This window comes from Caballeronia sp. LZ032 (genome assembly GCF_031451315.1).
In the GTDB taxonomy this organism is placed as follows: domain Bacteria; phylum Pseudomonadota; class Gammaproteobacteria; order Burkholderiales; family Burkholderiaceae; genus Caballeronia.
On sequence record NZ_JARUXP010000004.1, the window covers coordinates 1,037,676 to 1,061,876 of the forward strand.

The 24,201-nt window shown below is 64.8% G+C and carries 27 protein-coding genes; 18 read left to right on the forward strand and 9 right to left on the reverse strand.

Annotation, left to right across the window (positions count from 1 at the left end; translation table 11 throughout):
* Genes QCE69_RS32575 through QCE69_RS32615 form a run of 9 tightly spaced genes read left to right on the forward strand, consistent with a single transcriptional unit; the run spans nt 1 to nt 8,873 of the window.
* Entirely contained in the window at nt 1-375 is a 375-nt protein-coding gene (locus QCE69_RS32575; protein WP_309926745.1) for a CpaD family pilus assembly lipoprotein, read from the forward strand.
* A 37-nt stretch (nt 376-412) separates the two neighbouring features.
* On the forward strand, nt 413-1,630 hold the full coding sequence (locus QCE69_RS32580) for an AAA family ATPase (protein WP_309935043.1): 1,218 nt from the start codon (nt 413-415) through the stop codon (nt 1,628-1,630).
* On the forward strand, nt 1,630-3,021 hold the full coding sequence (locus QCE69_RS32585; RefSeq protein ID WP_309926748.1) for a CpaF family protein: 1,392 nt from the start codon (nt 1,630-1,632) through the stop codon (nt 3,019-3,021). The genes QCE69_RS32580 and QCE69_RS32585 overlap by 1 nt, the downstream gene beginning before the upstream one ends.
* Nucleotides 3,018-3,992 (forward strand): type II secretion system F family protein, encoded by a 975-nt coding sequence (locus QCE69_RS32590; RefSeq protein ID WP_309935044.1) that lies wholly within the window; start codon nt 3,018-3,020, stop codon nt 3,990-3,992. The genes QCE69_RS32585 and QCE69_RS32590 overlap by 4 nt, the downstream gene beginning before the upstream one ends.
* Nucleotides 3,989-4,948: a type II secretion system F family protein gene (locus tag QCE69_RS32595; protein WP_309926754.1), complete on the forward strand. Its 960-nt coding sequence runs from the start codon at nt 3,989-3,991 to the stop codon at nt 4,946-4,948. The genes QCE69_RS32590 and QCE69_RS32595 overlap by 4 nt, the downstream gene beginning before the upstream one ends.
* The gene (locus QCE69_RS32600; RefSeq protein ID WP_309935045.1) at nt 4,945-5,844 is read left to right on the forward strand and encodes a tetratricopeptide repeat protein; all 900 of its coding nucleotides are present in this window, start codon (nt 4,945-4,947) and stop codon (nt 5,842-5,844) included. The genes QCE69_RS32595 and QCE69_RS32600 overlap by 4 nt, the downstream gene beginning before the upstream one ends.
* A complete protein-coding gene (locus tag QCE69_RS32605; RefSeq protein WP_309935047.1) occupies nt 5,841-6,350 on the forward strand; it encodes a pilus assembly protein in 510 nt (169 codons plus the stop codon). Before QCE69_RS32600 ends, QCE69_RS32605 begins: the two co-directional genes overlap by 4 nt.
* Nucleotides 6,347-7,006: a TadE/TadG family type IV pilus assembly protein gene (locus tag QCE69_RS32610; RefSeq protein WP_309935048.1), complete on the forward strand. Its 660-nt coding sequence runs from the start codon at nt 6,347-6,349 to the stop codon at nt 7,004-7,006. The genes QCE69_RS32605 and QCE69_RS32610 overlap by 4 nt, the downstream gene beginning before the upstream one ends.
* Nucleotides 7,007-7,031: 25 nt before the next feature.
* Nucleotides 7,032-8,873 carry a VWA domain-containing protein gene (locus QCE69_RS32615; RefSeq protein ID WP_309935050.1) on the forward strand — a complete coding sequence of 614 codons (1,842 nt, stop codon included), beginning with the start codon at nt 7,032-7,034 and terminating at the stop codon, nt 8,871-8,873.
* A 4-nt stretch (nt 8,874-8,877) separates the two neighbouring features.
* Here QCE69_RS32615 and QCE69_RS32620 read toward each other — a convergent pair whose 3' ends face one another.
* On the reverse strand, nt 8,878-9,321 hold the full coding sequence (locus QCE69_RS32620; RefSeq protein WP_309926768.1) for a low affinity iron permease family protein: 444 nt from the start codon (nt 9,319-9,321) through the stop codon (nt 8,878-8,880).
* Between the two features lie 59 nt (nt 9,322-9,380).
* Here QCE69_RS32620 and QCE69_RS32625 point away from each other — a divergent pair, with 59 nt between their 5' ends.
* Nucleotides 9,381-9,953 carry a DNA-3-methyladenine glycosylase gene (locus QCE69_RS32625; RefSeq protein WP_309926770.1) on the forward strand — a complete coding sequence of 191 codons (573 nt, stop codon included), beginning with the start codon at nt 9,381-9,383 and terminating at the stop codon, nt 9,951-9,953.
* A 4-nt stretch (nt 9,954-9,957) separates the two neighbouring features.
* Here the strand turns inward: QCE69_RS32625 and QCE69_RS32630 are convergent, their stop codons facing one another.
* The 4 genes from QCE69_RS32630 to QCE69_RS32645 are packed head-to-tail and all read right to left on the reverse strand — an operon-like array spanning nt 9,958 to nt 14,564.
* Nucleotides 9,958-11,169 (reverse strand): ABC transporter substrate-binding protein, encoded by a 1,212-nt coding sequence (locus QCE69_RS32630; protein WP_309820707.1) that lies wholly within the window; start codon nt 11,167-11,169, stop codon nt 9,958-9,960.
* A 43-nt stretch (nt 11,170-11,212) separates the two neighbouring features.
* A complete protein-coding gene (locus QCE69_RS32635) occupies nt 11,213-11,926 on the reverse strand; it encodes an ABC transporter ATP-binding protein (RefSeq protein ID WP_309927539.1) in 714 nt (237 codons plus the stop codon).
* Entirely contained in the window at nt 11,917-12,687 is a 771-nt protein-coding gene (locus QCE69_RS32640; protein WP_309935051.1) for an ABC transporter ATP-binding protein, read from the reverse strand. Before QCE69_RS32640 ends, QCE69_RS32635 begins: the two co-directional genes overlap by 10 nt.
* Nucleotides 12,684-14,564, reverse strand: coding sequence for an ABC transporter permease (locus QCE69_RS32645; protein WP_309935053.1), 1,881 nt, complete (start codon nt 14,562-14,564; stop codon nt 12,684-12,686). The genes QCE69_RS32640 and QCE69_RS32645 overlap by 4 nt, the downstream gene beginning before the upstream one ends.
* Nucleotides 14,565-14,778: 214 nt before the next feature.
* Here QCE69_RS32645 and QCE69_RS32650 point away from each other — a divergent pair, with 214 nt between their 5' ends.
* The 3 genes from QCE69_RS32650 to QCE69_RS32660 all read left to right on the forward strand — a co-directional run bounded on the left by QCE69_RS32650 (nt 14,779) and on the right by QCE69_RS32660 (nt 17,836).
* Nucleotides 14,779-14,973 (forward strand): hypothetical protein, encoded by a 195-nt coding sequence (locus QCE69_RS32650; protein ID WP_309935452.1) that lies wholly within the window; start codon nt 14,779-14,781, stop codon nt 14,971-14,973.
* A gap of 137 nt (nt 14,974-15,110) precedes the next feature.
* On the forward strand, nt 15,111-16,442 hold the full coding sequence (locus QCE69_RS32655; protein ID WP_309935055.1) for a glutamine synthetase family protein: 1,332 nt from the start codon (nt 15,111-15,113) through the stop codon (nt 16,440-16,442).
* A 17-nt stretch (nt 16,443-16,459) separates the two neighbouring features.
* Nucleotides 16,460-17,836 (forward strand): aspartate aminotransferase family protein, encoded by a 1,377-nt coding sequence (locus QCE69_RS32660; protein WP_309935058.1) that lies wholly within the window; start codon nt 16,460-16,462, stop codon nt 17,834-17,836.
* Here QCE69_RS32660 and QCE69_RS32665 read toward each other — a convergent pair.
* The 3 genes from QCE69_RS32665 to QCE69_RS32675 all read right to left on the reverse strand — a co-directional run bounded on the left by QCE69_RS32665 (nt 17,820) and on the right by QCE69_RS32675 (nt 20,041).
* Entirely contained in the window at nt 17,820-18,716 is an 897-nt protein-coding gene (locus QCE69_RS32665) for a LysR substrate-binding domain-containing protein (protein ID WP_309926784.1), read from the reverse strand. The genes QCE69_RS32660 and QCE69_RS32665 overlap by 17 nt on opposite strands.
* Before the next feature lie 65 nt (nt 18,717-18,781).
* Nucleotides 18,782-19,735, reverse strand: coding sequence for a 2-hydroxyacid dehydrogenase (locus QCE69_RS32670; protein WP_309820725.1), 954 nt, complete (start codon nt 19,733-19,735; stop codon nt 18,782-18,784).
* 15 nt (nt 19,736-19,750) lie between these two features.
* Nucleotides 19,751-20,041 carry a hypothetical protein gene (locus QCE69_RS32675; RefSeq protein ID WP_309935060.1) on the reverse strand — a complete coding sequence of 97 codons (291 nt, stop codon included), beginning with the start codon at nt 20,039-20,041 and terminating at the stop codon, nt 19,751-19,753.
* Between the two features lie 12 nt (nt 20,042-20,053).
* Between QCE69_RS32675 and QCE69_RS32680 the strand changes: the two genes are divergently transcribed.
* Complete coding sequence (locus QCE69_RS32680) at nt 20,054-21,436, forward strand: MFS transporter (RefSeq protein WP_309926786.1); 1,383 nt, start codon at nt 20,054-20,056, stop codon at nt 21,434-21,436.
* Nucleotides 21,437-21,461: 25 nt separating this feature from the next.
* On the opposite strand, the gene QCE69_RS32685 is transcribed toward QCE69_RS32680, so the two are convergent.
* Nucleotides 21,462-22,097, reverse strand: coding sequence for a TetR/AcrR family transcriptional regulator (locus tag QCE69_RS32685; RefSeq protein WP_309935061.1), 636 nt, complete (start codon nt 22,095-22,097; stop codon nt 21,462-21,464).
* A 138-nt stretch (nt 22,098-22,235) separates the two neighbouring features.
* Here QCE69_RS32685 and QCE69_RS32690 point away from each other — a divergent pair, with 138 nt between their 5' ends.
* The 4 genes from QCE69_RS32690 (at nt 22,236) to folE (ending at nt 24,150) form a co-directional block, all read left to right on the forward strand.
* Nucleotides 22,236-22,667, forward strand: coding sequence for a nuclear transport factor 2 family protein (locus QCE69_RS32690; protein WP_309935062.1), 432 nt, complete (start codon nt 22,236-22,238; stop codon nt 22,665-22,667).
* Between the two features lie 14 nt (nt 22,668-22,681).
* On the forward strand, nt 22,682-23,134 hold the full coding sequence (locus QCE69_RS32695; RefSeq protein ID WP_309935064.1) for a VOC family protein: 453 nt from the start codon (nt 22,682-22,684) through the stop codon (nt 23,132-23,134).
* 63 nt (nt 23,135-23,197) lie between these two features.
* The gene (locus QCE69_RS32700) at nt 23,198-23,401 is read left to right on the forward strand and encodes a hypothetical protein (RefSeq protein ID WP_309926797.1); all 204 of its coding nucleotides are present in this window, start codon (nt 23,198-23,200) and stop codon (nt 23,399-23,401) included.
* A 95-nt stretch (nt 23,402-23,496) separates the two neighbouring features.
* Nucleotides 23,497-24,150, forward strand: a complete 654-nt coding sequence (gene folE, locus QCE69_RS32705) for a GTP cyclohydrolase I FolE (RefSeq protein WP_309926799.1) — start codon at nt 23,497-23,499, stop codon at nt 24,148-24,150.
* Nucleotides 24,151-24,201 lie beyond the last annotated feature (51 nt).

The following is a 24,201-nucleotide window of genomic DNA, read 5'->3' on the forward strand; positions in this document are numbered from 1 at the left end:
ATGAAACACACACGACTGCTTTCCCTTCTCATCGCCGGCGTGTTCGCCGTCGCCGCCAGCGGCTGCTTCAAGCCGCCGCGCAACATGCCGAACGAAACGGTGATCGGCTACGACGGCACGAACGCCGTGCCGCCCGACTGCGCCAGCCTCTCGCGCCCGTCGCTGCTGACGGACGCCGGCATCCGCCGGCCGAGCATGCAATGGGGCTGCGCCACGTACACCAACCTGGCCGCGCAACTCGCACGTCCCGAAGACGCCGTGCATCCGCAGACACTCGGCCCGGCGGACGCGGCCGTGGCGGCGAGCGCGGTTAGGCGTTACGAGACCGGTCACGTGATCCCGCTCGACACGTCGACCTCGCGCAGCAGCAAGTGATGCAACGCAATTCAGCCCAAGTCAGACCAGGCCAGCCATGAGCACAGAGCTTTCCTTTTCGAAGACCAAGTCGAGCGCGCGCAATGCGGACTTCATCGCGTTCGTGTCCGATCGCAAGACCGAACAGATCGTGAAGAGCTTCGTGCTCGAACAGGCGATGCCGCACGCGCATATCGTCGTGGGCAACGTCGACGACGCAATTGCGTATCTCGCCAAGGTCGACCGCTCGCCGCTCTTCCTGCTGGTGGATCTGCAGGAATCCGTGATGCCGCTCTCCGACCTCGGCCGTCTTGCCGAAGTGTGCGAGCCCTCGGTGCAGGTGGTGGCGCTCGGCGAGCGCAATGACGTGGGCCTGTTCCGCAGCCTGCTCAAGATTGGCGTGCGCGACTATCTCGTCAAGCCGATCACCGTCGAACTGCTCAAGCGCACGGTGAACGTCTCGGAAGGCAAGGTCAGCCCGGTGATGCTGGCGCGCGCCGGCAAGACCATCGCGTTTGCGGGTTCGCGGGGCGGCGTCGGCGTCACGACGCTGGCGCTCAACGTGGCGCGTCACCTGTCCGAAGACACGCACCGCCGCGTCGCCTATGTGGACCTGAACCTGAACGGCGGCGCCGCCAACTCGATGCTCGGCCTGCAAAGCAACAACGGCCTGGTCGACGTGTTGCAGAACGTGCACCGCCTTGATCCGCAATACGTGGAGCGCACACTGGTCGCCAAGGGCACCCGGCTCTTCATGCTCTCCGCGGAACTCGAATACGGCGCCGCGCGGCCGTTCGGCGCCGGTGCGCTGCCGCGCGTGCTCGAACTGCTGTGCGACAGCTTTCACTACGTGATTCTCGACGTCGGCCCGATGACGGATCCGCTCGCGCAGGAAGCGCTGGATCACGCCGCGCGCGTCTATCTGATCGCCGACCGTTCGGTGCATTCGACGCGCGAGACCATTCGCCTGCTGCGTCACATCGAGGACCGTGACAACAATCCGCCGACCTCGCTGCTGGTCAACAACCCGAATGCCGTGTCGAGCGGCAAGGTGCAACTGAACGACTTCATGACGGCGGTCGGCCGCAACGTGCTGTACGAGATCCCGTTCGAGGCGAAGGCGCTCGCAACGGCCGAGAATCTCGGCGAAGCGCCGAAAGAGAAGAACGCGAACGGCTTCAATCAGATGATCACGCGTATCGGCGGCGACCTGACCGGTCAGCAGATGAACGCCGAGCGCTCGTTCTTCCAGAAGCTCCGGCTCAGGAGAGGCTGATGTTCGGACAGAAACAGGTTACCCGCCCGGAGCCCGACACGGAAGCGGCAGCCGACGCTGCCGCGCTCGCGCCGGCTCCCGCCCCGGCGCCACCGCCTCCGCGCGTGCAGGCGCCGGAAGGCAACGAGGTGCTGGTGCGTTCGGACCTGTTCAGGCTCATCCGCACCGGCGTGTTCGCCTCGATGAATGCATCCGCGGCCGTCGGCAAGACGCGCGAGCAGATGAAGCCGGGCGTCGAACAGCTCGTGCTCGAAGTCGCGGAGCGCGAACGGCTCAACATCACGATCTCGGAACAGGCGCAGATCGTCGGCGAACTGCTGAACGACATGTTCGGCCTCGGTCCGATCGAACCGCTGCTCGCCGACGACACCATCACCGACGTGCTGGTGAACGGCCCCGATCAGGTCTGGGTGGAACGGCACGGCCGTCTCGAACTCACGAATTGCAAGTTCCGCGACAACACCCACGTGACCAACGTGGCGCAGCGCATTGCGGCGGGCGTGGGCCGTCGCGTCGATGAAAGCAGCCCGATGGTCGATGCGCGTCTTGCCGACGGCAGCCGGGTGAACGTCGTGCTGCCGCCGCTCGCGATCCACGGCGCCTCGATCTCCATCCGGAAGTTTTCCAAGCGCAACATCACGCTGCATCGCATGGCGCAGCAGGGCAACCTGTCCGCCGCGATGGCCACCGTGCTCAAGCTCGCGAGCACCTGCCGCCTCAATATCATCGTGTCGGGCGGCACGGGCTCGGGCAAGACGACGCTGCTGAACGCGCTGTCGCACTTCATCGGCCATGGCGAACGCACGGTGACGATCGAGGACGCGGCCGAACTGCAGCTCGTGCAACCGCACGTGGTCAGCCTGGAAACGCGGCCCGAGAATGCCGAAGGACTCGGCGCGGTGACGCAGCGCGATCTGGTGCGCAACGCGCTGCGGATGCGTCCTGACCGCATCATCCTCGGCGAAACCCGCGGCTCCGAAGCCTTCGACGTGTTGCAGGCCATGAACACGGGCCACGACGGCTCGATGACCACGATCCACGCGAACACGCCGCGCGACGGCATCACGCGTCTCGAATCGATGGTGATGATGGCGAACGGCAACCTGCCGCTGCTGTCGATCCGCCGCCAGATTGCAAGCGCGGTGCACATGATCGTGCAGATCGAGCGGATGCGCGACGGCATGCGCCGCGTCACGCGCATCACGGAACTCGTCGGCATGGAAGGCGAGGTGATCATCACGCAGGACCTGTTCGCGTTCCATTACGACGCCAGCGCCTACAGCGAGGAAGTCAAAGGCGTGTTCGAAACGGGGTCGGTGCGGCCGGCGTTCGCGGCCCGCGCCGCCTACTACGGACTCGAAGACGCACTGCTGGAGGCGATGCGCCCATGAGCAACGTCGATCTGATCACATTCGGCGTGTTCGCCGTCGCCCTGCTGGCCGGCATCATGCTGCTAATGCTGCAGGACATGCGCAAGCAGCAGCCTGACGCACGCATCCAGGCCCGCGTCAAGGCCGACTTCCCCGCGACCGGCTCGCATATCCGCGACGCGCGCCATGACGTTGCCGACCTCTTCACCGTCAGCCGTAACGAAAATCTGTTCACGCGCTGGTTCGGACCGAAGATCTCACGCCTCAAGACCGTGGCTGGCGCGAACGGCTTGCGCATCGTGATCATCGCGACGGTCGTGGCCGAAATCATCGCGCTGCTGATGACGAATCTGCTGCCGCTGCCCGACGTCGCCAAGCCCGCGTTGCTCGCCGGCCTGCCGCTGCTCGGCGCGATGCAGTCGTACCGCTTTCTCGTCGAGCGCTTCAAGCGGCGCTTCCTCGAGGGCTTCCCTGATCTGATCGACCTGATCGTGCGCGCGGTGCGCGCCGGCGTGCCGGTCACGCACGTCATGGGCGTCGCGTCCAGCGAATGCGCCGAGCCGCTCAAAAGCGAATTCAAACTGATGGGCGACGCGTTGAAGGTCGGTCTCGATCTCGAAGAAGTGCTCGACACTGCGGTCGCGCGCATCGGCATCGCGGACTTCTCGTTCTTCTGTGTCTGCCTGCTGCTGCAACGCGAAACCGGCGGCCAGCTCGGCGAGACGCTCGAAAACCTCGCGGGCATCGTGCGCAAGCGCCGTGAGATTCGCCAGAAAACGAAGGCGCTGACGGGTGAGGCACGCATCACCACCAAGATTCTCGCTTCGGTTCCGTTCTTCATTCTGGGCAGCACGTTCATGCTCAATCGCGCTTATCTGATGGTGCTGTTCGATACCTCGGCGGGCCAGAAGGTGCTGATGTGCGCGGCAGTCTGCCTCACGATGGGTTTGATCATCGTTCAAAAGATGTCGAAACTGGATACGGCGCGATGAGTCAGGACAACCTCGAAACACTGATCAACCTGCTGATGCTGCTGGCGCTCGTCGTCAGCATCGTGATCTGGTGGGCGACCAAGCACGGCGGTACTCGCGGGCGCATCGCCGAGCGCACGCGTCAGGCCGCGGTCGTGCAGCGCAATGAACGCATGGCGGTCGAAGAGGACACCGACGACGGCCGCATGGCGCGCCTCGCGCAGCGCCTCGCCCGCCTGGGCGACCGTCTGCCGCTGTTCGACGCCAAGTACCGCGCAAAGCTGCGCACGCAGATGATCCGCAGCGGCTATCGCAGCCAGTCGGCGGTCTCGGTGCTGCTCGCGATCAAGTTCGTCGTCGGGCTTGTCTGCGCCGCGTTCACCGTGATGCTCGGCTCGCATATTCCCGTGGTGGGCGGCTATCCGGCCGTGCGCGGCGTCATGATGCTGCTCGTTTTCGTGGTCGGCATGATCCTGCCGGAATACGTGATCGGCTTCTTCGCCGCGCGGCGCCGCAAGGCCATGGCCTCGTGCCTGCCCGATGCACTCGACCTGCTGGTCATCTGCACGAACGCGGGGAATAGTCTCGGCGTGTCGATCCGGCGCGTCGCCGACGAGCTGAAGACCATCTGCCCGCCCCTGTCGGGCGAATTCTCGCTGACCGCCGACGAGCTCAAGCTCTCGGGCGAAAGCACGCGCGCCTTGCAGGCGCTCGCCGACCGCATCGATCTGCCGTCGATTCGCGCGCTCATCTCCACGCTCACGCAATCGATGCGCTACGGCACTCCGATCACGCAGGCGTTGCGCACGCTGTCGCACACCGAGCGGCTCGCGCACATCGTCTCGCTCGAAGAAAAGGCGGCGAAGCTCGCCCCCAAGATGGCCGTGCCGATGATGCTCTTCATCCTGCCCGCGGTGATGCTGATCGCCGCAGGCCCGGCTGCCATCCAACTCATCAGCGTCTTTACAAAACGATGAAGACCACACCGTTCTCCCATCCCGCCGTGCGCCGCCTGAGTGTGACGGCCTGCTGCGCCACGCTCGCGATCCTGCTCGGCGCCTGCACGACCACGTCCCGCCAGAGCGTCGATAGCCGCCCGGTGATGCGCAACTCGGCGCCCAGCTCGATGAGCGAGATGCGAATCGCCGAGACGGCGCTCGATTCCGGCAACATCGAACTCGCGACGTCGCTCTACGAAAAAGTGGTGCAAGCGGACCCGCACTCGGTCGCGGGCCTCACGGGCCTGGGCAATACGCTGTACGCGGTCGGCGACTTCACGCGCGCGGGCGTCTATTACGATCGCGCCAGCAAGAACGATGCGAACGCGCCTGCGCCGCTCATCGGCATCGCGCGCGTCGCGATGCGCCAGCGCCGCTTCGACGACGCCATCGCGACGTACCGCCGCCTGCTCTCGCTGATGCCGGACGATCCGCTCGCTTCGGCCGGACTGGGCGCCGCACTCGACATGAGCGGCGATCACCGGGGCGCACAGGCCGTGTTGCGGCAGGCGCTCAGGAAGAACGCAGGCGATCCGCTGATTTCGGTGAACCTCGGCCTCTCGCTGGTGCTCGGCGGCGATCCGCGCGAAGGCGCGAACGTACTGCTCGACGTCACGCGCTTCCCCGCCGCGCCGCCGCAAGCCCGCCAGGACCTCGCGCTCGCCTACGGGCTGCTCGGCAACCGCGAAGCGGCCGCCGAGATTCTGTCGCGCGATCTGCCGAAGGCGTCGGTCGAGGACAACCTGCGCTACTACGACCTGCAGCGCGAGCTGCTGTTGCAACGTACGTCGTCCGTCTCCCCTGCGACGCCCTCCGGCTCCACCACGCCCGCCGCCATTCCGACGGCCCAGGTGCAGACCACGCGCCTCAAATGAATCACTCCGCGCGCCGCCGGCCGGGCTCACCGGCCTTCGCGAAAGCACTGCTGCGCGACGAGTGCGGCATCGCGTCGATCGAATTTGCGTTCGTCGGGATCATTGCGATGATCCTCTTCATCGGCACCGTCGAGATTGCACTGGAGATGATCGCCGATGCATCGGTGCAGGCCGCGGCACAGGTTGCGTCGCGTGTCGGCCTGACCACGACCGCGCCGACTTCGGGCACGCGGTCGCAGGAGGCGCAGGCGAAGGTCGAATCGATCCTCGGCGGATGGCGCAACGTCGGCGCGACCATCGCCGTCACCGAACAGAACTACGGCAGTTACGGCTATAACAACGTCGCCAACGCGAGCTACGCGCCGACGTCGGACATGGGTGGATACGGCGACGTGGTCGTCTACAACATCCAGCTCAAGATGCCCGGCATCACCGGCGTTCCGAAACTGTTCGGCATCAGCCAACTGACCTTCGAGCGCAACTACATCGTGCTGAACGAAAAATGACAACGACCCGCGAACCAGCCGGATCCATCGCGACGAAACTGGGCCGCCTGCTGCGCTCGGATCGTGGCAGCGTGTCGATCGAGTTCGTGATCATCGTGCCGATGATGCTGCTCGTGCTGCTCGGTTTCACCGAAATCTACATGTATATCCGGGCGGTCAGCGCGGTCGATCGCACGGCTTTCACGCTCGCCAATACTATCGGCCAGATGACCTCCGTCATCGCCGACAACAGCGACACCACCGATGCCAACAGTTATGGCTCGCTGTGGCAGGATGCGGCGCTCCTCGCCGCGCCGTATCAATTGAAGGCCAACGGCATGGTGTACGTGACCTTCGTGTGCGATCCCGATTCCAGCAAGAAGTGCAAGGACATGGATACCTCCATGACGACCGCCACGCCGAAGGTTCAGTGGACGGCCTCCCCGCCTTCATGGACCAACAGCAAGGCTTCGAGCATGGCGTCGCGGGTGTCGAGCGCGGCGCCGCTGCCCACGACATGGCCCTTCCGCACGGGCGATTCAGCCATCATCGTGGAAGTGTTTTTGTCGTATAACCCGTTCCTCATGACCTCCAGACTGGTGCCTGGAATGCCCGGTCAGCAGACGGTGTACCGCCGCGTGTTCGTGCGCCCGCGTGCGCCGCGAGCGTTCTATTGAGGCTCGCGGAACCACGGATTCGCCCATGAAAATCAAAAGAACGGGGTACTGCTTCATGACGATTTCGTCGACGCTGCGTGCATGCAACCGGCTGCGCAAACACGCGGAAGGCAGCGTCGCGATCATGTTCGCGATGTGCGCGAGCGCCATGATCGGATCGATGTGCCTGGCGCTGGACTCGATCAACTACGTGATGACGCAGGGCCACATGCAGATGGCGCTCGACGTGGCCACGCTCTCGGCCGGCGTCGATCTCCAGCGCTACGGCAATACGCCGACCGGCACCAGCCTTGCTACCTGGCAAAAAGACGCGCGCGCCTACTACGACGCGAACAGCCCTTCCGGCATGATGGGCTTCACCATGCCCGACGCGAACTTCTCGGCGACCGTGACGGGCGCGCCGGCCACCGGACAGACCATCTCGCTCACGGCTTCGGGATCACTGCCTTTGATCGCGCCGAAGGTCTTCACGAAAACATCAGGTAGCGGCAGTGGCAGCGGTTCCGGCAGCGGCACGCCCACGCCGGATACGTCGACGGTATCCGCGACCAACACCGCAACGCGGCTGCCGCAAAGCACCCTCGAACTCGTGATGGTGCTGGACAACACCGGCTCCATGAAGGACCCCGCCAACGGCATCAGCGGCGCCACCAAGATGAGCGGCCTCCAGGCAGCGGCGAACTCGCTGATCGGCGACCTTCTGCCGTCCGGAACGAGCAGTGCGACCAACAAGAACTTCATCGGACTCGTGCCGTTCGCCAGCACGGTCAACACGACCGGCGCCCTGCCCTCGACCGGCACCTGGCTCAGCAGCACGCTGCCCACGTACAACACGTCGAACATCTCGACCAGCACCTGGAACGGCTGCGTGATCGAGCCGCGCACGGGCGGCAACCTTTCGCCCGAAGCCTATTCGCCGGCGGACACGCGCAAGTTCCAGCGCTACTACTACAACGTCCCGACCAGCAAGCTGAAGATGATCACCTACAGCTCGAGCAGTCGCTACAAGAGCTGCACCACGACCGACTCGACCACCTCGACCAGCTCGTCCGTGCCGGTGACGCTCGGCTCGTCGGGGGCGGCCAATCAATGCTCGTATCCGTCGACGGGAAAAGGCACCGGCATCGGCTATCAGTTCGATCAGACCAACAGCAGCGGACAGACGCTCACGCAGAACTCGGGCTGCCTCGCCACCTCGATGACCTTCCTCACGCAGAGCTCGAGCACGCTGACGGCCGCGGTCAAGAAGATGACGCCGTCCGGTTCAACCATCATTCCGACAGGATTGCTCTGGGGCTGGCGCATGCTGGAGCCGTCGTGGTCGCAGAACGTGGCCGGCACCAAGAGCGGCTGGACTTCCACTGACCCAAGCCTGCCGAAGCCCACCGATGGCTCGGTGCAGAACCTGCAGCGCGTGATGATCGTCCTCACCGACGGCCAGAATCAGATCGGCGCAACGGGCTCCATTCCCAATACGCTCTATTTCAATGGACTGTCGGGCGTGGGCACCAACAGCCTCTCGGCGCCGACGGTGATCCGCCCCAACGGCACCACCATGTCCAACGCGCTCACGGATTCATCCGAGCTGCACGGCGGCGATCCGGTCGACGATTCGAGCGGCAACGGCGCCGGCTATCCCGACGACGTGAATACGTTCCAGCAGGCCATCTGCTCGGCGATCAAGGCCGAAGGCATCACGATCTATGCAATCACGTTCGGCGCATCGGCGTCGAGTTCGAGCGCGAAGGTCAACATGCAGAACTGCGCGAGCCCGGGCAATTACTACAACGCGCCCGACAATACGACGCTCGACAACATCTTCCAGCAGATCGCCGGCAATCTGGGCGTGCTGCGTCTCACGAAGTAAGCCGTCACGTCTGCTTCCCGTTCGAGCGTGCATCCGCGCGCTCGAACGCCGGCATCTCGATATCGCTACCCGCCGAACGCAGATCCTCGCGCGCTTCCTGCGCAAGCTTCTCGTAACGCTTGCGGAACACGGCGAGTTCCTTCTCGTCGAGTTCCTCCAGATCCAGCAGCGCGTTGTGCGCGCGGTCCATCGCGCGGATCAGCTCGTCGAGCTTGATCTGCATCGCGGCGGTATCGCGGTTCTGCGTGTTCTGGATCAGGAACACCATCAGGAACGTGACGATGGTCGTCGAGGTATTGATGACGAGCTGCCACGTATCGCTGAAATGGAACATCGGGCCCGAGATGGCCCAGACGATCACCAGCACGACGGCAATCACAAAGGTCGATGCGTGGCCCGCCACCTGCGCGAGCGCATTCGAGAATCGCAGAAACCATGAAGTCTTCATTCGGCGTCTCCTGAGTCGTTGGCGGACGCGGCGTCCACGCACGACTTAGAATAGCGCTCGTGAACACCCAGCCCACTCCCATCGATTTTTACGCGCCCTCCGAGGTCGTCGCGCAACGCCTGATCGGCGCGATCGTGACGGTGGACGGCGTCGGCGGCCGCATCGTCGAGACGGAAGCCTACGACCGCGAAGATCCCGCGTCACATACCTTCTCCGGCCCGACGCCGCGCAATGCAGCAATGTTCGGGCCGCCCGCGCATGTGTATGTCTATCGCTCGTACGGCATTCACTGGTGCATGAACTTCGTGTGCCGCGAACCAGGCCACGGCGCGGGCGTGCTGATCCGCGCCATCGAACCGCTGACCGGCCTCGATGCCATGCGCCAACGGCGCGGGCTCGAACCCGTGAAGCTGCTCTGCTCGGGACCGGGACGCCTCGCGCAAGCGCTCGCCATCACGCACCGGAACAACGGCATGTCGCTGTTCGAGCCGCCGTTTCATATCGAGCCGCCCGAGGAAGAGTTTCCCATCGTGAGCGGCCCGCGCATCGGCCTGACCAAGGCCATCGACGTGCCCTGGCGCTTCGGGCTTGCCGGCTCGAAATTCGTCAGCAAGCCCTTTCCGAAGTCCTGACGCCTTACTCCGCCGGACGCAGCTTCTTTACCTCGGCGTCCGAGGGCTGGACGCTCGCGCCATCCACATAGCGGAACGAGGTCATCACGCCCTTGCCGTCCTTCTGCCCCGTCACGCCCACGTATGCGCCCATGGTCGACTGGTTGTCCTGCGGGCGGTACGTGATGGGCCCGAACGGCGTGTTCACCGGCAGGCCCTTGAAGGCGGCGGCGAGCTTGTCGGCATCGGGCGAGCCGGCTCTTCTCAGGCCGTTGGCAATCGACATCATCGCCGTGTAGCCGACCACCGAGCCAAGCCGCGGATAGTCGTGATACTTCGCTTCATAGGCCGCGACGAACTTCTTGTTCTCGGGCGTATCGATCGAATACCACGGATAACCCGTCACGATCCAGCCGACCGGCGCTTCCTTGCCCAGCGGATCGAGATAGTCGGGCTCGCCCGTCAGCAGCGACACCACCGCCCGATCCTTGAACAGGCCGCGCGTATTGCCCTCGCGCACGAACTTGCCCAGGTCTGCGCTGAACAGCACGTTGAAGATGGCGTCGGGCTTCGCGTCGGCGAGCGCCTGCGTCACCGCGCCGGCGTCCACGTTGCCGAGCGGCGTCGCCTGTTCCGTGACGAACTCGACATCCGGCTGCGCGGCCTTCAACAGGCGCTTGAAGGTCGCCACCGCGGACTGCCCGTACTCGTAGTTCGGGTACACCAGCGCCCAACGCTTCTTGTGGAGCTTCGCCGCTTCGGGCACCAGCATCGCGACCTGCATGTAGGTGGACGGCCGCAGACGATACGTGTACTTGTTGCCGTCCTGCCAGACGATCTTGTCCGTGAGCGGTTCCGCCGCCAGGAAGAAGATGCGCCGCTGCTTCGCGTAGTCCGCGAGCGCGAGGCCCGTGTTCGACAGATAGCCGCCGAACAACAGCTTCACCTGCTCGCGCGTGACGAGTTCCTGCGCGACGCGCACCGTGTCGCCGGGGTTGCCATTGTCGTCGCGCGAGACGACTTCCAGCTTGTTGCCGTTGACGCCGCCCGTCGCGTTGATCTCGTCCAGCGCGAGATTCCAGCCGTTCCTGTAGGGCATGAGAAACGCCGGCTGGGCCTTGTAGCTGTTGATCTCGCCGATCTTGATGGTATCGGCGCGCGCGGCGCCGATACTCGCGGCAAGCACCGCGGTCGCGGCAAGCGTCAGGCGCAGCGGGATGCCCGCACGAATTGTCATGGATGCTTCTCCTCTTCTGGATAACCGGTTCGGGCGGATGGGGTCATACGCCCAGGAATTCACGGCGCGCAGCGTTGTCGCGCGCGAATGCGTTCATCGCGCCGGCATGGCGCACCTGGCCTCGTTCGAGCACATAGACGCGGTCGCTGACCAGCTCCGCGAAATGCAGGTTCTGCTCGGACAACAGAATGGCGAGGCCTTCTCGCTTCAACGTCAGGATCATGTCCGCCATCTGTTCGACAATGACCGGCGCCACGCCTTCCGACGGTTCATCGAGCAGCACCAGGCGCGGATTGCCCATCAGCGTGCGCGACACCGTGAGCATCTGCTGTTCGCCGCCGCTCATGCGGCTCGCGCGACGCTCGCGCATTTCGCCGAGATTCGGAAATACGTGGAACAGCTTCTCCGGCGTCCAGCGCGGCGCGCCTTCGCGCGGCGCTTGACGACCGGTAGCGAGATTCTCCATCACGGTCAGATCGCCGAACACGCGGCGATCTTCCGGCACGTAGCCCAGCCCCTTGCGCGCGATCCGGTGCGGCGCCATGCCGGCGATGTCCTCGCCCATGAACGAGACCGCCCCCGACACCCGCGGCAACAGGCCCATCACGGCCTTCATCGTGGTGGACTTGCCCGCGCCGTTGCGGCCCATCAGCGCAACGACCTCGCCACGCGCCACTTCGAAGCCGACGTCGAAAAGAATCTGCGCGCGGCCGTAGAACGCATTCAGGCCGGCAACCTTCAGCAGACTCATGCCGATTCCCCACGCGGAGTGAACGACGCGCCCGTGCCGAGATACACCTCGCGCACGCGGGCATCATTGCGGATGGTGGCGGCGTCGCCCTGCGCGATCAGATGGCCGCGCGCCAGCACGATCAGCCGGTCGGCATGCGCGAAGACCACGTCCATGCTGTGCTCCGTGAACAGCACGCCGATCATGTGCTCCTTCGCGAGCCGCGCGGTCAGCGCCATCAACGCGTTGCGTTCCTGCGGGGCCATGCCGGCGGTGGGCTCGTCCATCAGCAGCAGCTTCGGACCGTGCGCCAGCGCAATCGCCAGTTCCACGCGCTTCACATCGCCATACGCCAGCACCGCGCAACTGCGCCGCGCATGCCCGGCCATGCCGACGAGATCGAGCAGATCGAGCGCGTCCTGCTCGCGCCACGACGCCACCCGGCCGAACGGACTGAACAGCCGACGCTCGTGCGAGAGCAACGCCATCTGCACGTTCTCGAGCACGGTCATCGAGTTGAAGGTCGCGGCGATCTGGAACGTGCGGCCCACGCCGCGCCGCCAGATCTCGCGCGGTCGCAGTCCGGCGATGTCGTGGCCGTCGAAACGGATCGCGCCCGAGGTCGGTTTCAGCTGGCCGTTGATCATATTGAAGCAGGTGGACTTGCCCGCGCCGTTCGGACCGATCAGCGCAAGCAGCTGGCCTGCTTCGAGGTCGAAGGAGACGTCGTCGACGGCCTTGACGCCGTCGAAGGACTTCGAGAGATGCGCGATGCTCAGGAGAGTCATGACGCATCCCTCGCGAAGCGCTCGCGCACGAAGCCCGCGATGCCCTGCGGAAACGCGATCACCAGCACCAGGATGGCTGCGCCGAGCAGCGCCTGCCAATAGTCGGTCTGGCGCGCGACGGTGTCCTGCAGCCACGTAAACACGCTCGCGCCGACGAGCGGCCCGGCGAGTGTCTGGATGCCGCCCAGCAGGACCATCACGAGGCCGTCCACCGAGCGCCCGACGCTGATGACCTCGGGCGAGATGTTGCCCTTCGAGAACGCATACAGCGAACCCGCGAAGCCGCACACGAGCGCGGCAGCGACGAACGCCGCCCATTGCACGCGCGCCACGTTCACGCCGATCGCTTCGGCGCGCAACGGCGAATCGCGGCCCGCGCGCATCGCGAAGCCGAGCGGCGCGAACAGCATGCGGCGCAACAGCCACACGCCGAGCACCGCGAAGCCGAGCGTCAGGTAATAGAACGCCACCGGCGACGACAGCCATGGCGCCGGCCAGATGCCGAGGATGCCGTTGCTGCCGCCCGTCACCGCATCCCACTGGAACACCACGGACCAGACGATCTGCGCGAACGCGAGCGTGAGCATCGCGAGATAGACGCCTGACAGCCGCACGCAAAACCAGCCGAAGACCAGCGCGCCGATGACCGCGAGCAGCGGGCCGAGCACGAGCGCGAGTTCCATCGGCAGCGCGAACAGCTTGAGGACGAGCGCCGCGCCATACGCGCCGAGACCGAAGTACGCCGCGTGTCCGAACGAATGCATGCCGCCCGGGCCCATGATGAAGTGCAGGCTCGCGGCGAACAGCACGGCGATCATGATCTCGACGAAGAGCACCGGCATGTAGGGGAACGCACCGGCGGCGAGCGGCGCGGCGGCCAGCGCGAGCACCACGGCCGCGGCGGCCAGCTTCATCGCTCGCGTGGCGGGCACGAGCGGCCGCTCGGCGGGCGCGGCCGACCGCGCGACGCTTGAAGGACGTCCGAACAGCCCCCACGGACGCAGCACCAGCACCACCGCCATCACGACGAACTCCGCCACCAGCGTGAACTTCGACAGCGAGAAGTCGATGCCCGCAATCGACACATGGCCGATGCCGATGCACAGCGCCTTGATCTCGGCGATCAGCAGCGCCGCGACGAACGCGCCCGGAATCGAGCCCATCCCGCCGACCACGACGACCACGAACGCATTGCCGATGGTGTCGAGGTCCAGCGACAGGTTCGCCGACATGCGCGGCGCCTGCAACGCGCCGCCGAGGCCGGCGAGCATCGCGCCGACACAGAACACGCCGGTGAAGAGCCAGGCCTGGTTGACGCCGAGCGCGCCGAGCATTTCCCGGTCCGCGCTCGCCGCGCGCACGAGCGTGCCCCAGCGCGTGCGCGTGAGCGCATACCAGAGCGCGAGCAGCACCAGTGGGCCGATCACGATCAACGCGAGGTCATAAGTGGGCAGCGCGTGGCCCAGCCATTGCACCGCGCCTTCGAGATGCGGCGCACGCGGGCCGAACAGGTCTTCCGGGCCCCAGAGCCACAGTGCGGCATCGCGGATGATGAGCACCAGCGCGAACGTGGCGAGCAGATGAAACAGTTCGGGCGCGCGGTAGATGCGCCTCAGCACCGTCACCTCGATCGCCGCGCCCAGCAAGCCGACCGCCAGCGCCGCACCGGCGAGCGAGGCCCAGAATCCCGCGACGCTCGCGCCGAAGCGGCTCGTGAGGCTGTACGCGAGATACACGCCGAGCATGTACAGCGAGCCATGCGCGAAGTTGACGATGCGCGTCACGCCGAAGATCAGCGAGAGTCCCGAGGCGACGAGGAACAGCGCACAGGCGTCGGCCAGGCCATTGACGAGTTGGACGAGCAGGTTCGAGAGCATCAGGCTCGATGACGAAGGGCGAAGGGCCGATGACGGACAAAAGAGCCGACATTATCGATGAATTGTGCAACGACGCCCGCGCGAAGCAAAAATCCGTCGCCCCGGACGAATGGAAAACCGGGGTTGACGGCATGCATGGCTCGTATATGCTCGCTGTAGGGTCATCGTCAGCCTGGCGATGGCGCCTGACTCAACTCGCTCAACGAGTGTCATCGTGAAAGTCCAAAGCCCTCTGGCACGCCGGCCCATGCGCCGCGCCTGCACCGATCGCTGCGGCATGCTTCCCGACTGCCGCTTCCTGTCGGATCTCACCGCCCTGTCCCGCCGCGGCGTGCGGCGGCGCAATGCCATTGCCGCGCGCGCGTTCATCGCCGTGCATTGCGTCGGCGCGGCCTCGCTGCTGCCGTAGCGCCTCTCTCCTTCCCCTTCTGACTGGCTTTAGCTGACCGCACCGCACGCGGAACCCGCGCGCGTCGTTGCCTTGCGCGCTCGCGATGCTTCGCGGGCGCTGGGGACGCGCACGCCCTGATCTACGAGAGCACACCCATGGACCGCATCGACGAATTCCTGCGACACCATCACATCACCGAAGTAGAAGCGATCATTCCCGACATGGCCGGCACCGCGCGCGGCAAGATCATTCCGCGCAGCAAGTTCGAGTCGGGCGAGCCGATGCGCCTGCCGCAAGCCGTGATGCTGCAGACCGTGACGGGCGATTACCCCGAGACCGGCATCACCGGCGTCACCGATCCCGACATGATCTGCGTACCGGATCCCGACACGATCCGCCTGATTCCCTGGGCCACCGATCCGACCGCGCAGGTCATCCACGATTGCGTGCATTTCGACGGCACGCCGGTCGCCATCTCGCCGCGGCGCGTGCTGCGCCAGGTGCTGCAACAGTTCGCGGCAAGGGGCTGGCGTCCGGTGGTCGCGCCCGAACTGGAGTTCTTTCTGGTCGACATGAACCGCGACCCGGACCTGCCGCTCAAGCCGCCGGTCGGCCGGACCGGTCGCGCGGAAACCGGACGCCAGGCGTATTCGATCGACGCCGTCAACGAGTTCGATCCGCTCTTCGAGGACATCTACGAGTATTGCGAGGTGCAGGAACTGGAGGTGGACACGCTGATCCATGAAGTCGGCGCGGCGCAGATGGAGATCAACTTCTTGCATGGCGACGCATTGAATCTCGCGGACCGCGTGTTCCTCTTCAAGCGCACGGTGCGCGAGGCGGCGCTGCGCCACCAGATGTACGCCACCTTCATGGCCAAGCCGATGGAAAACGAACCCGGCTCGGCCATGCACGTGCATCAGAGCATCGTCGACGCGGACACCGGCCGCAATCTCTTCTCCGGCCGCGACGGCGAACCGACTGGCCTGTTCTACAGCTATATCGCCGGATTGCAGAAGTACACGCCCGCGCTGATGCCCATTCTTGCGCCTTACATCAATTCGTATCGCCGGCTGTCGCGCTTCATGGCCGCGCCGATCAACGTGCAATGGGGCTACGACAACCGCACCGTGGGCTTTCGGGTGCCGCATGCGGCACCGCAGGCGCGACGCGTCGAGAACCGCATTCCAGGCGTCGACTGCAATCCGTATCTCGCGATGGCGGCCACGCTCGCGGCGGGTTACCTCGGCATGACGCAGCATCTGGAGCCCACCGCGCCGCTCGCGAGCGACGGTTATCGCCAGCCTTATCAACTGCCGCGCAATCTCGATGAAGGCCTCGCGCTGATGGGCGCATGCCAGCCGCTGGCGGAACTGCTCGGCGAAACCTTCGTGCGCGCCTATCTCGCGCTGAAGGAAACCGAGAACGAAGCGTTCTTCCGTGTCATCAGTTCATGGGAACGCAAGCATCTGTTGCTGCACGTCTGACTCAGGGAGATAGAGACATGAACGATCGTATCGACTGGACCGCTCACTACCAGGCGCTCGACGCCGCGCATCACCTGCATCCGTTCTCCGACATGGGCGCGCTCAATCGCACGGGCAGCCGCGTGATCGTGCAGGGCGAAGGCGTGTATCTGCGGGATTCGGAAGGCGTGCGCATCATCGACGGCATGGCGGGGCTGTGGTGCGTGAACCTCGGCTATGGACGGCAGGAACTCATCGATGCCGCCTGCCGGCAGATGCACGAACTGCCCTACTACAACACCTTCTTCAAGACGACGCATCCGCCGGTCGCGGAACTCTCGGCGTTGCTCGCGGAACTCATGCCCGCGCGCTTCAACCGCTTCCTGTACTGCAACAGCGGCTCCGAAGCGAACGATACCGCGTTGCGTGCCGTACATCGCTACTGGGCCGTGCAGGGCAAGCCGGAGAAGCGCCATGTGATCGCGCGCCACAACGCGTATCACGGCTCGACCATCGCGGCGGCGACGCTCGGCGGCATGACCGGCATGCACGAGCAGATGCTGTCGAAGCTCGAACACGTCGCGCATATCGGCCAGCCTTACTGGTTCGGTGAAGGCGGCACGATGGATCAGCACGCCTTTGGACTCGAATGCGCGCGCCAGCTCGAAGCGAAGATTCTCGAACTCGGCGCGGACAAGGTCGCCGCGTTCATCGGCGAGCCGTTCCAGGGCGCGGGCGGCGTGATCGTTCCGCCCGCGAGCTACTGGCCGGAGATCCAGCGCATCTGCCGCGAGCATGACGTGCTGCTGATCGCCGATGAAGTCATCGGCGGCTTCGGGCGCACCGGCGAATGGTTCGCGCATGAGCATTTCGGCTTCGAGCCCGATGTCATCACGATGGCCAAGGGCATCACGAGCGGCTACGTGCCGATGGGCGCCGTCGCGCTCTCGGATGCCATCGCGGATGCGATCATCGAGGGGGGCGAGTTCAATCACGGCTTCACGTATTCCGGGCATCCGCTCGCGGCCGCCGTGGCCGTGACGAATCTGAACCTGCTGCGCGACGAAGGCATCGTGACGCGCGTCAGGCACGACACCGGGCATTATTTCCAGCGGTGCCTGAGAGAGGCGCTCGCGCATCATCCGATCGTTGGCGAGATTGCGGGAACGGGACTCGTCGCGGGCATTCAGCTCGCGGAGGATCCCGCCACGCGCAAGCGTTTCGACAACGCCGATGCCATCGGCACGCTATGTCGCGACTTCTCTCTCGAAGGCAATCTCGTGATGCGCGCGAGCGACGACCGGATGCTGCTGTCGCCGCCGCTGGTGGTCACGCATGCGGAGATCGACGAGATCGTGCAGAAGGCGCGCGCTGCCATCGACGCGACCGCGCGCGCCATCAATCGCGCTGCTTGACGAAGTAGTCCGCCGCCATGTGCCGGAAGGCCGTGACGGCGGGATTGTCCTGGTCCGTGCGCCACGCCATGCTCATTTCCGCGTGAACGGTGTGGCCCGAGATCTCCCGGAACTCGACGTTGTCATAGTGAAAGCGCTGCGACGACGCCGGCAGGATCGACACGCCCAGACCCGCGCGCACGAGTGAGAGAATGGTCGGCGTCTGGTCGATGTATTGCGTGAAATGCGGCGTCACGTCCTCGGCGGCGAGAAGGCCCATGATGCGGTCGTGGAAATATTTGCCGTGCGCGGGCGAGTGCATGATGAACGCCTGCTCGTGCAATTGCCTGAGTGCCAGCTGCGGGAAGGCGCATAGCGCATGTCCGGCGGGCAGCGCGACGATCATCGGCTCGCGCTCGACCAGCATGAACTCCACTTTCTGCCGCGACGGCAACGGCCGCAGAAAACCGAGGTCGATGGCATTGGCCTCGAAGCCCTCGATCTGCGCCACCGAGATCATCTCCAGCAACACGACATCGATATCCGGCAGGTGCTGCTTCGCCGCGACGAGCAGTCCCGGAATCAGCTCGTAGCCCGCCGCGCCGGTGAACGCGATGCGCACCCGCCCGGTCTTGCCCGTGCTGGCGCGCCGCACCGTGCTCTCGGCCTGTTCGGAGAGATTCAGCAGACGCGTGGCGTCGGCGAGGAACACGCGGCCTTCCGTGGTCAGCCTGACCGTGCGGCCGATGCGCTCGAACAGCTGCACGCCCAGGTTCTCTTCGAGCAGATGAATCTGCCGGGAAAGCGGCGGCTGCGTCATGTTGAGCAACGCAGCGGCGCGCCTGAAGTTCAGTTCGGTCGCCGCAGCGACGAAGCAACGTACTTGTCCGAGATCGAGCATTCGTCATCGACGTTGATGGAGGTGCCGATCATTATAGGTTCGTCGCGGCGCGGCTCATGCGGGCATCAGGTCGTCAGGCTGCCTTCCGGGCGCTGTCCCGCCAGTGCCTGCGCGAGACTCGCGAGCACCATCTCGCCCATCGCCGTGCGCGATTCCACCGTTGCGCTCGCGCGGTGCGCCTGCAATACGACGCGCTCGCTCGCCAGCAAGGCAGCCGGCACGTTGGGTTCGTCGACGAACACATCGAGGCCCGCGCCTGCAATCGCGCCGCTTGCCAGCGCGTCGCACAGGTCGCTCTCCACCACAAGCTTGCCGCGCGCAATGTTGATCAGATAACCGTCCTTGCCCAGCGCATCGAGCACGGCGGCGTTCACGATGCCCTGCGCCTTGTCCGCAGCCGCGGCGAGCACCAGGATGTCGCTGGTCCGCGCCAGCGACAGCAGGTCCGGCACATAGGCATACGCGACGTCGTTCATCTCGCGCACGTCGGTATAGGCAATCGGACAGCCGAAGGCTTCGGCCCGTTGCGCGATGGCGCGGCCGACCTTGCCGAGGCCCACGATGCCCACGCGCTTGCCGCTGAAACGGCGCGACAGCGGAATCGCCGCGGGGCTCGGATTGGCGGGCCACTTGCCGGTCTTGACGAAGTCGTGGCCGGAGCAGATCTCGCGCAGCACCGTGAGAATCAGTCCGATGGCGAGATCGGCGACGTCTTCGGTCAGCGCGCCGAAGGTGCCCGTCACCGGCAGACCGCGCGAGCGCGCGAAGGCGAGATCGACGGCGTCGGTGCCGACACCGTTCACCGCGATCACCTGCAAACCCGGCAGGCGTTCGATCATGTCGTTCGAAATGCCCGTATGACCGCCGGTGATTACGCCACGAATCGCCGCGCCGTGCTCGCGAATATAGGCTTCCTTGTCGTCCTGCTCGTATAGCCGGTGCATGACGTAGAGGGCATCGAGCTTCTGGTTGATCGCGGGAACGAGGATGGGATTGAGTTGCAGAATATGCGGCTTCATGTGATGCGCTTCCTCTCATTCGATGACCGATGTGGAGCGCATCATGCGTGCTTTGTCCGCACGCGTCCAATCCCAAAACGCTATCAGTTGATCCACTCCTGGATGCAACGCCCATCGATTCAATCCGGGAATCAGGTAATAGCAATAAAAGATTGGACGCTCTTGCAGGGCGTCTCCACAATTTGAAACATCGGAAGGCATATCAATAAAAAAGCCTCCATAACGATCCGGAGACAACAGCGTGAGCCTGCGCCCTGACTGCCCTTCATTTCCCCCTTTTCTGACTGTCGCTGCGCCGTCCGGCAAGGAGGCAGCACGATGAGCAACGCCGACGGCATCGTCGCTTCGTCGAATGCGGACGCCACCACTGAGAAGCGCACGAAACATCGCTGGGTCGTGATGGGCCTGATCTTCTGCATCTGGGCCATCGCCTGCGCGGATCGCGCGAACTTCGGCATCGCATTGCCGTATCTGAAGAAGGAATATCACATCAGCAACACCGAGGCCGGCCTGATCGTCAGCCTCTTTTCGTTCGCCTACGGCTTCGTGCAGATTCCCGTCGGCCTGCTCTACAAGCGGCTCAGCGAACGCACTGCCGGGCTGCTGTTCTCGGTCTTCATGATCCTGACGTCGGTGTTCACGGGACTGATGGGCACGACCTCTTCAGTGTTGCTGCTGATGACCTATCGCGTGGGGCTCGGGCTGTCGGAAGGACCGCTCGGCATCGGCTGCACCAACGTCATCAACCGCTGGTTTCCCAAGCGCGAGAAAGGCACGGCCGCCGGCCTGTGGATCGCCGCGTCCAAGCTCGGGCCGCTGATCGTGCCTTCGGTGTGCATCATCGTGATCAATCTGTGGGGCTGGCGCGAGATCTTCTACGTCTTCGCCGTTCCTGGGATCGTGCTGGCGCTCGTGTGGCTCGTGCTGGTGACCAACTCGCCCGATGAAAACCGCTTCTGCTCGCCCGCTGAGCGCCGCTATATCGCCGATGAATCGAACGACGGCCAGCATGGCGGACGCGCGCCCATCCGCACGCAGATGACGCCGATGCCCCGGCTCGACGCCATCAACCGCACGAAGCGCGTGCCGCAGCTGGAGACAATCCGCCAGGTGTTCGGTTCATGGAATATCTTCGGCATTGCGCTGGGCTATGGCTGCATGATCGGCATCAGCAACATCTTCATCTCGTGGATCCCGACCTATCTGGTCACGGTGAAGGGCTTCGCCTCGGTGAAGATGGGCTTTCTCGCGTCGGCGCCGTTCATCGGCGCAGTCACGGGCAACATGCTCGGCGGCATCATCTCGGACCGCCTGCTCGGCGGCCGCCGCAAGCCGATGATGATGCTCGGCGCGCTCGGCACGATGATCATGACCTTCCTGCTGATCGACGCACCCGACAGCGTCGCCTATCTCGGTGGTGCGCTGATGCTCGCGGGCCTCATGCTCGGCATCGGCTTCGCGGGCTATTCCGCCTATCCGATGGGCCTTGCGACCAAAGCCACCTACCCCACCGCGTTCGGCATCGTGAATTCGCTGGGACAGATCGGCGGCGCGTGCGCACCACTCGCTGTCGGCCTGCTGCTCGACCGCTATAGCTGGACCGCCGTGTTCCTGTACATGGTCGGCACTGCGCTGCTGTGCCTGCTGTTGCTCATCAGCGTAGTCGAGCCGGTGGCGGGCGAGGAATCGTCAGCGAAGTAGATTCGCGCAGAGGGCCGCCTGGGTCTCAGAGACCGTGCTCGACCATCGCGAGCAGGCGCTCTGCCAACGGCCCGATCTGCGCGTCGTCCATCCCCTGCAGCGGGCCTTCGATCAGCAGCAGCGCGAAGCCATGCACCGCGCTCCACGCCAGATACTCCGCGCCAACACGCCGTGCTGCATCGAGGGCGCCGGTCGTCACCATGTCGTCGAGCGCGCGGCTCAGCAACTGGAAGGGATCGAGTCCGCCCGGACCCGCGCCGTAAGCTTCCGCATGCTCGCCCCATTCCGTGCGCGACGCCGCAAAGGCCGTGCGGAACAACCCCGTTTCTGACTGCGCGAACCGCAGATATCCGGCGCCGACCGCCCGCAATCCGGCGCGAGCCGCGTCCACACGGCTGCGCTTCCTGGGCCGCGCCGCCAGCTCTTCCTCCATCGCCTGCGCAACGTACGACAGCGCCGCCGAGCGCACCGCCGACAGCAACTCCTGACGGCTGTCGAAGTGCCGGTACGCCGCGTTCGGCGCGACGCCTGCGCGGCGCGTGGCCTCGCGCAGGACGATGGCATCCGGGCCGCCTTCGCGAGCGAGTTCAATTCCTGCATCGATCAGCGCGCGTCGCAAGTCGCCGTGGCGATATGTGCTGCGCTGCATTCCGTTCGTCATGGGCGGCATGTTATTTCAGATTATTCAGGTGTTTGCCGATGTGGACACTGTCCATTATCTCTGCTACTTTTTGTGGACGGTGTACACAAGCAAAAATAAATCCGCGTCGCAGGCAAACGCAGGAGGAAGGAGACGCTCATGAACCCGTCGAACGATCGTGCGCAGGAAACGGAAGAGGTACGCGCCATTCGCGCCTTGATCGAAGCATGGCGGCAAGCGGTGCTCGCCAAGGATGTCGATGCGCTCGTGCGTCATTACGCAGAAGATGTCGTCGTGTTCGACGTCGTGCCGCCTGCATCGCTGAAGGGCGTCGAGCCGTATCGCGAGCACTGGCAGCACTGGTTCGACAGCATGAAAGGTCCGCTTGCATTCGAGATGCGGGACGTGGAGGTCGCGGCAAGCGGCGACCTGGCCTTCGCGCATTCCGTCAACTGCGTCGCCGTAGGCGAGCAGGACGACATCGTGCGCGCCACCGTATGTTTCAGGAAGATCGGCGGCGAATGGCGTGTCGTGCATGAACACGCCTCCGTGCCGCTGATGATGGATATGGACCCGGACGAGAAGTCATAACCCAGGGAGCGGACATGCAAGTGCAACCCTATCTGTTTTTCGAAGGCCGCTGTGAAGAAGCGATCACGTTCTATCGCGAGAAGCTCGGCGCCCAGGTCGTCATGATGATGCGCTACAGCGAGAATCCCGAAGCCGGAAAAGATCAGGGCAGCGACGGCGGCTGCAACATGCCGCCCGGATCGGAGAACAAGATCATGCACGCGGCGCTGACCATCGGCGACTCCGTCGTCATGGCATCCGACGGCTGGTGCAACGGCAAGCCGGAATTCAAGGGCATTTCGCTCTCGCTCACCGCCAACGACGAACAGCAGGCCGAGCAGTATTTCAGCGCGCTGTCGGACGGCGGCCAGGTGCAGATGCCCATGGCGCCCACCTTCTTCGCAAAGCGCTTCGGCATCGTCGCGGACAGGTTCGGCGTGTCGTGGATGGTGCTCGGCGGCCTGGAACATCCGCCCGCTCAACGCTAGACACATACAGCGGGAACACGGCTTGCGCGCTTTTTATCGCCTCAAACCGAAAGGAGAAGCGATATGAGCAACTACGCCGGACGTTCGCAGGAAGACCGTATCGCGCAACGCAAGGGCAAGCAGCAAACGTCGCAGGAGCAGACAGGCGGCTCCATGGCGCAGCCCGGAACCGAGCCCGACCGCGACCGCAGTAGCGGCGAACTGACCGAGGAAGGCAAGCAGGTATGGCGCACGGGCTCGGGCATCGACGGGGGCGGAAAGACCTGACCCGCATAGCGGCCATCGAAAACGTGGAACAATGGCGGCGTGCCGGTCTCCTTCCATGACCGGCGCGTCTCGCATTCGACCGACAGGAGTTTTCGATGAGCGCCCCGCGCAAGAACCATCTTTCAGGCTTGGACATCCCCGCTGACAAAGCCGATGATCGTCCAAGCCGCGAGGAAGCCGAAGCCGCCGTGCGTGTGCTGTTGCGCTGGGCCGGCGACGACCCCGCTCGCGAGGGCCTGCTCGACACCCCGGGCCGCGTCGTACGCGCCTATGAAGAATTCTTCGCGGGCTACACGCAGGATCCGCATGAGATCTTGGCGCGCACATTTTCCGAAGTGCAGGGCTATGACGAGATGATCGTCCTGAAGGACATTCGTTTCGAAAGCTATTGCGAACATCACATGGTGCCGATCATCGGCCGCGCGCACGTCGCGTATCTGCCGAATGAACGCGTCGTCGGCATCTCGAAGCTGGCGCGGCTCGTCGATGCCTTCGCCAAGCGTTTGCAGATTCAGGAGAAGATGACCGCGCAGATCGCCGACACGCTGAACGAAGTCTTGCAGCCGCTCGGCGTCGGCGTGATTCTCGAGGCGGCGCATCAATGCATGTCCACGCGCGGCGTACACAAGGCCGGCGTCTCGATGGTGACGTCGCGCATGCTCGGCTCATTCCGCGACGACCCGTCCACGCGGCGCGAATTTTTGTCCATCGTCGGCAATCAGAACGCGTTCAGCGTCTCCAACACCTGATTGGCCGATCCCGCATGTGAAAAGGGCCTCGCTCGCTGCGAGGCCCTTTTC

Coding starts and splice junctions, on each gene's coding strand:
- QCE69_RS32615 (WP_309935050.1), top strand. CDS start 7,032: ATGAAAATCAAAAGAACGGGGTACTGCTTCATGACGATTTCGTCGACG.
- QCE69_RS32585 (WP_309926748.1), top strand. CDS start 1,630: ATGTTCGGACAGAAACAGGTTACCCGCCCGGAGCCCGACACGGAAGCG.
- QCE69_RS32580 (WP_309935043.1), top strand. CDS start 413: ATGAGCACAGAGCTTTCCTTTTCGAAGACCAAGTCGAGCGCGCGCAAT.
- QCE69_RS32620 (WP_309926768.1), bottom strand. CDS start 9,321: ATGAAGACTTCATGGTTTCTGCGATTCTCGAATGCGCTCGCGCAGGTG.
- QCE69_RS32605 (WP_309935047.1), top strand. CDS start 5,841: ATGAATCACTCCGCGCGCCGCCGGCCGGGCTCACCGGCCTTCGCGAAA.
- QCE69_RS32685 (WP_309935061.1), bottom strand. CDS start 22,097: ATGACGAACGGAATGCAGCGCAGCACATATCGCCACGGCGACTTGCGA.
- QCE69_RS32655 (WP_309935055.1), top strand. CDS start 15,111: ATGGACCGCATCGACGAATTCCTGCGACACCATCACATCACCGAAGTA.
- QCE69_RS32600 (WP_309935045.1), top strand. CDS start 4,945: ATGAAGACCACACCGTTCTCCCATCCCGCCGTGCGCCGCCTGAGTGTG.
- QCE69_RS32700 (WP_309926797.1), top strand. CDS start 23,198: ATGAGCAACTACGCCGGACGTTCGCAGGAAGACCGTATCGCGCAACGC.
- QCE69_RS32645 (WP_309935053.1), bottom strand. CDS start 14,564: ATGCTCTCGAACCTGCTCGTCCAACTCGTCAATGGCCTGGCCGACGCC.
- QCE69_RS32640 (WP_309935051.1), bottom strand. CDS start 12,687: ATGACTCTCCTGAGCATCGCGCATCTCTCGAAGTCCTTCGACGGCGTC.
- QCE69_RS32670 (WP_309820725.1), bottom strand. CDS start 19,735: ATGAAGCCGCATATTCTGCAACTCAATCCCATCCTCGTTCCCGCGATC.
- QCE69_RS32690 (WP_309935062.1), top strand. CDS start 22,236: ATGAACCCGTCGAACGATCGTGCGCAGGAAACGGAAGAGGTACGCGCC.
- folE (WP_309926799.1), top strand. CDS start 23,497: ATGAGCGCCCCGCGCAAGAACCATCTTTCAGGCTTGGACATCCCCGCT.
- QCE69_RS32590 (WP_309935044.1), top strand. CDS start 3,018: ATGAGCAACGTCGATCTGATCACATTCGGCGTGTTCGCCGTCGCCCTG.
- QCE69_RS32595 (WP_309926754.1), top strand. CDS start 3,989: ATGAGTCAGGACAACCTCGAAACACTGATCAACCTGCTGATGCTGCTG.
- QCE69_RS32680 (WP_309926786.1), top strand. CDS start 20,054: ATGAGCAACGCCGACGGCATCGTCGCTTCGTCGAATGCGGACGCCACC.
- QCE69_RS32575 (WP_309926745.1), top strand. CDS start 1: ATGAAACACACACGACTGCTTTCCCTTCTCATCGCCGGCGTGTTCGCC.
- QCE69_RS32610 (WP_309935048.1), top strand. CDS start 6,347: ATGACAACGACCCGCGAACCAGCCGGATCCATCGCGACGAAACTGGGC.
- QCE69_RS32630 (WP_309820707.1), bottom strand. CDS start 11,169: ATGACAATTCGTGCGGGCATCCCGCTGCGCCTGACGCTTGCCGCGACC.
- QCE69_RS32695 (WP_309935064.1), top strand. CDS start 22,682: ATGCAAGTGCAACCCTATCTGTTTTTCGAAGGCCGCTGTGAAGAAGCG.
- QCE69_RS32665 (WP_309926784.1), bottom strand. CDS start 18,716: ATGCTCGATCTCGGACAAGTACGTTGCTTCGTCGCTGCGGCGACCGAA.
- QCE69_RS32660 (WP_309935058.1), top strand. CDS start 16,460: ATGAACGATCGTATCGACTGGACCGCTCACTACCAGGCGCTCGACGCC.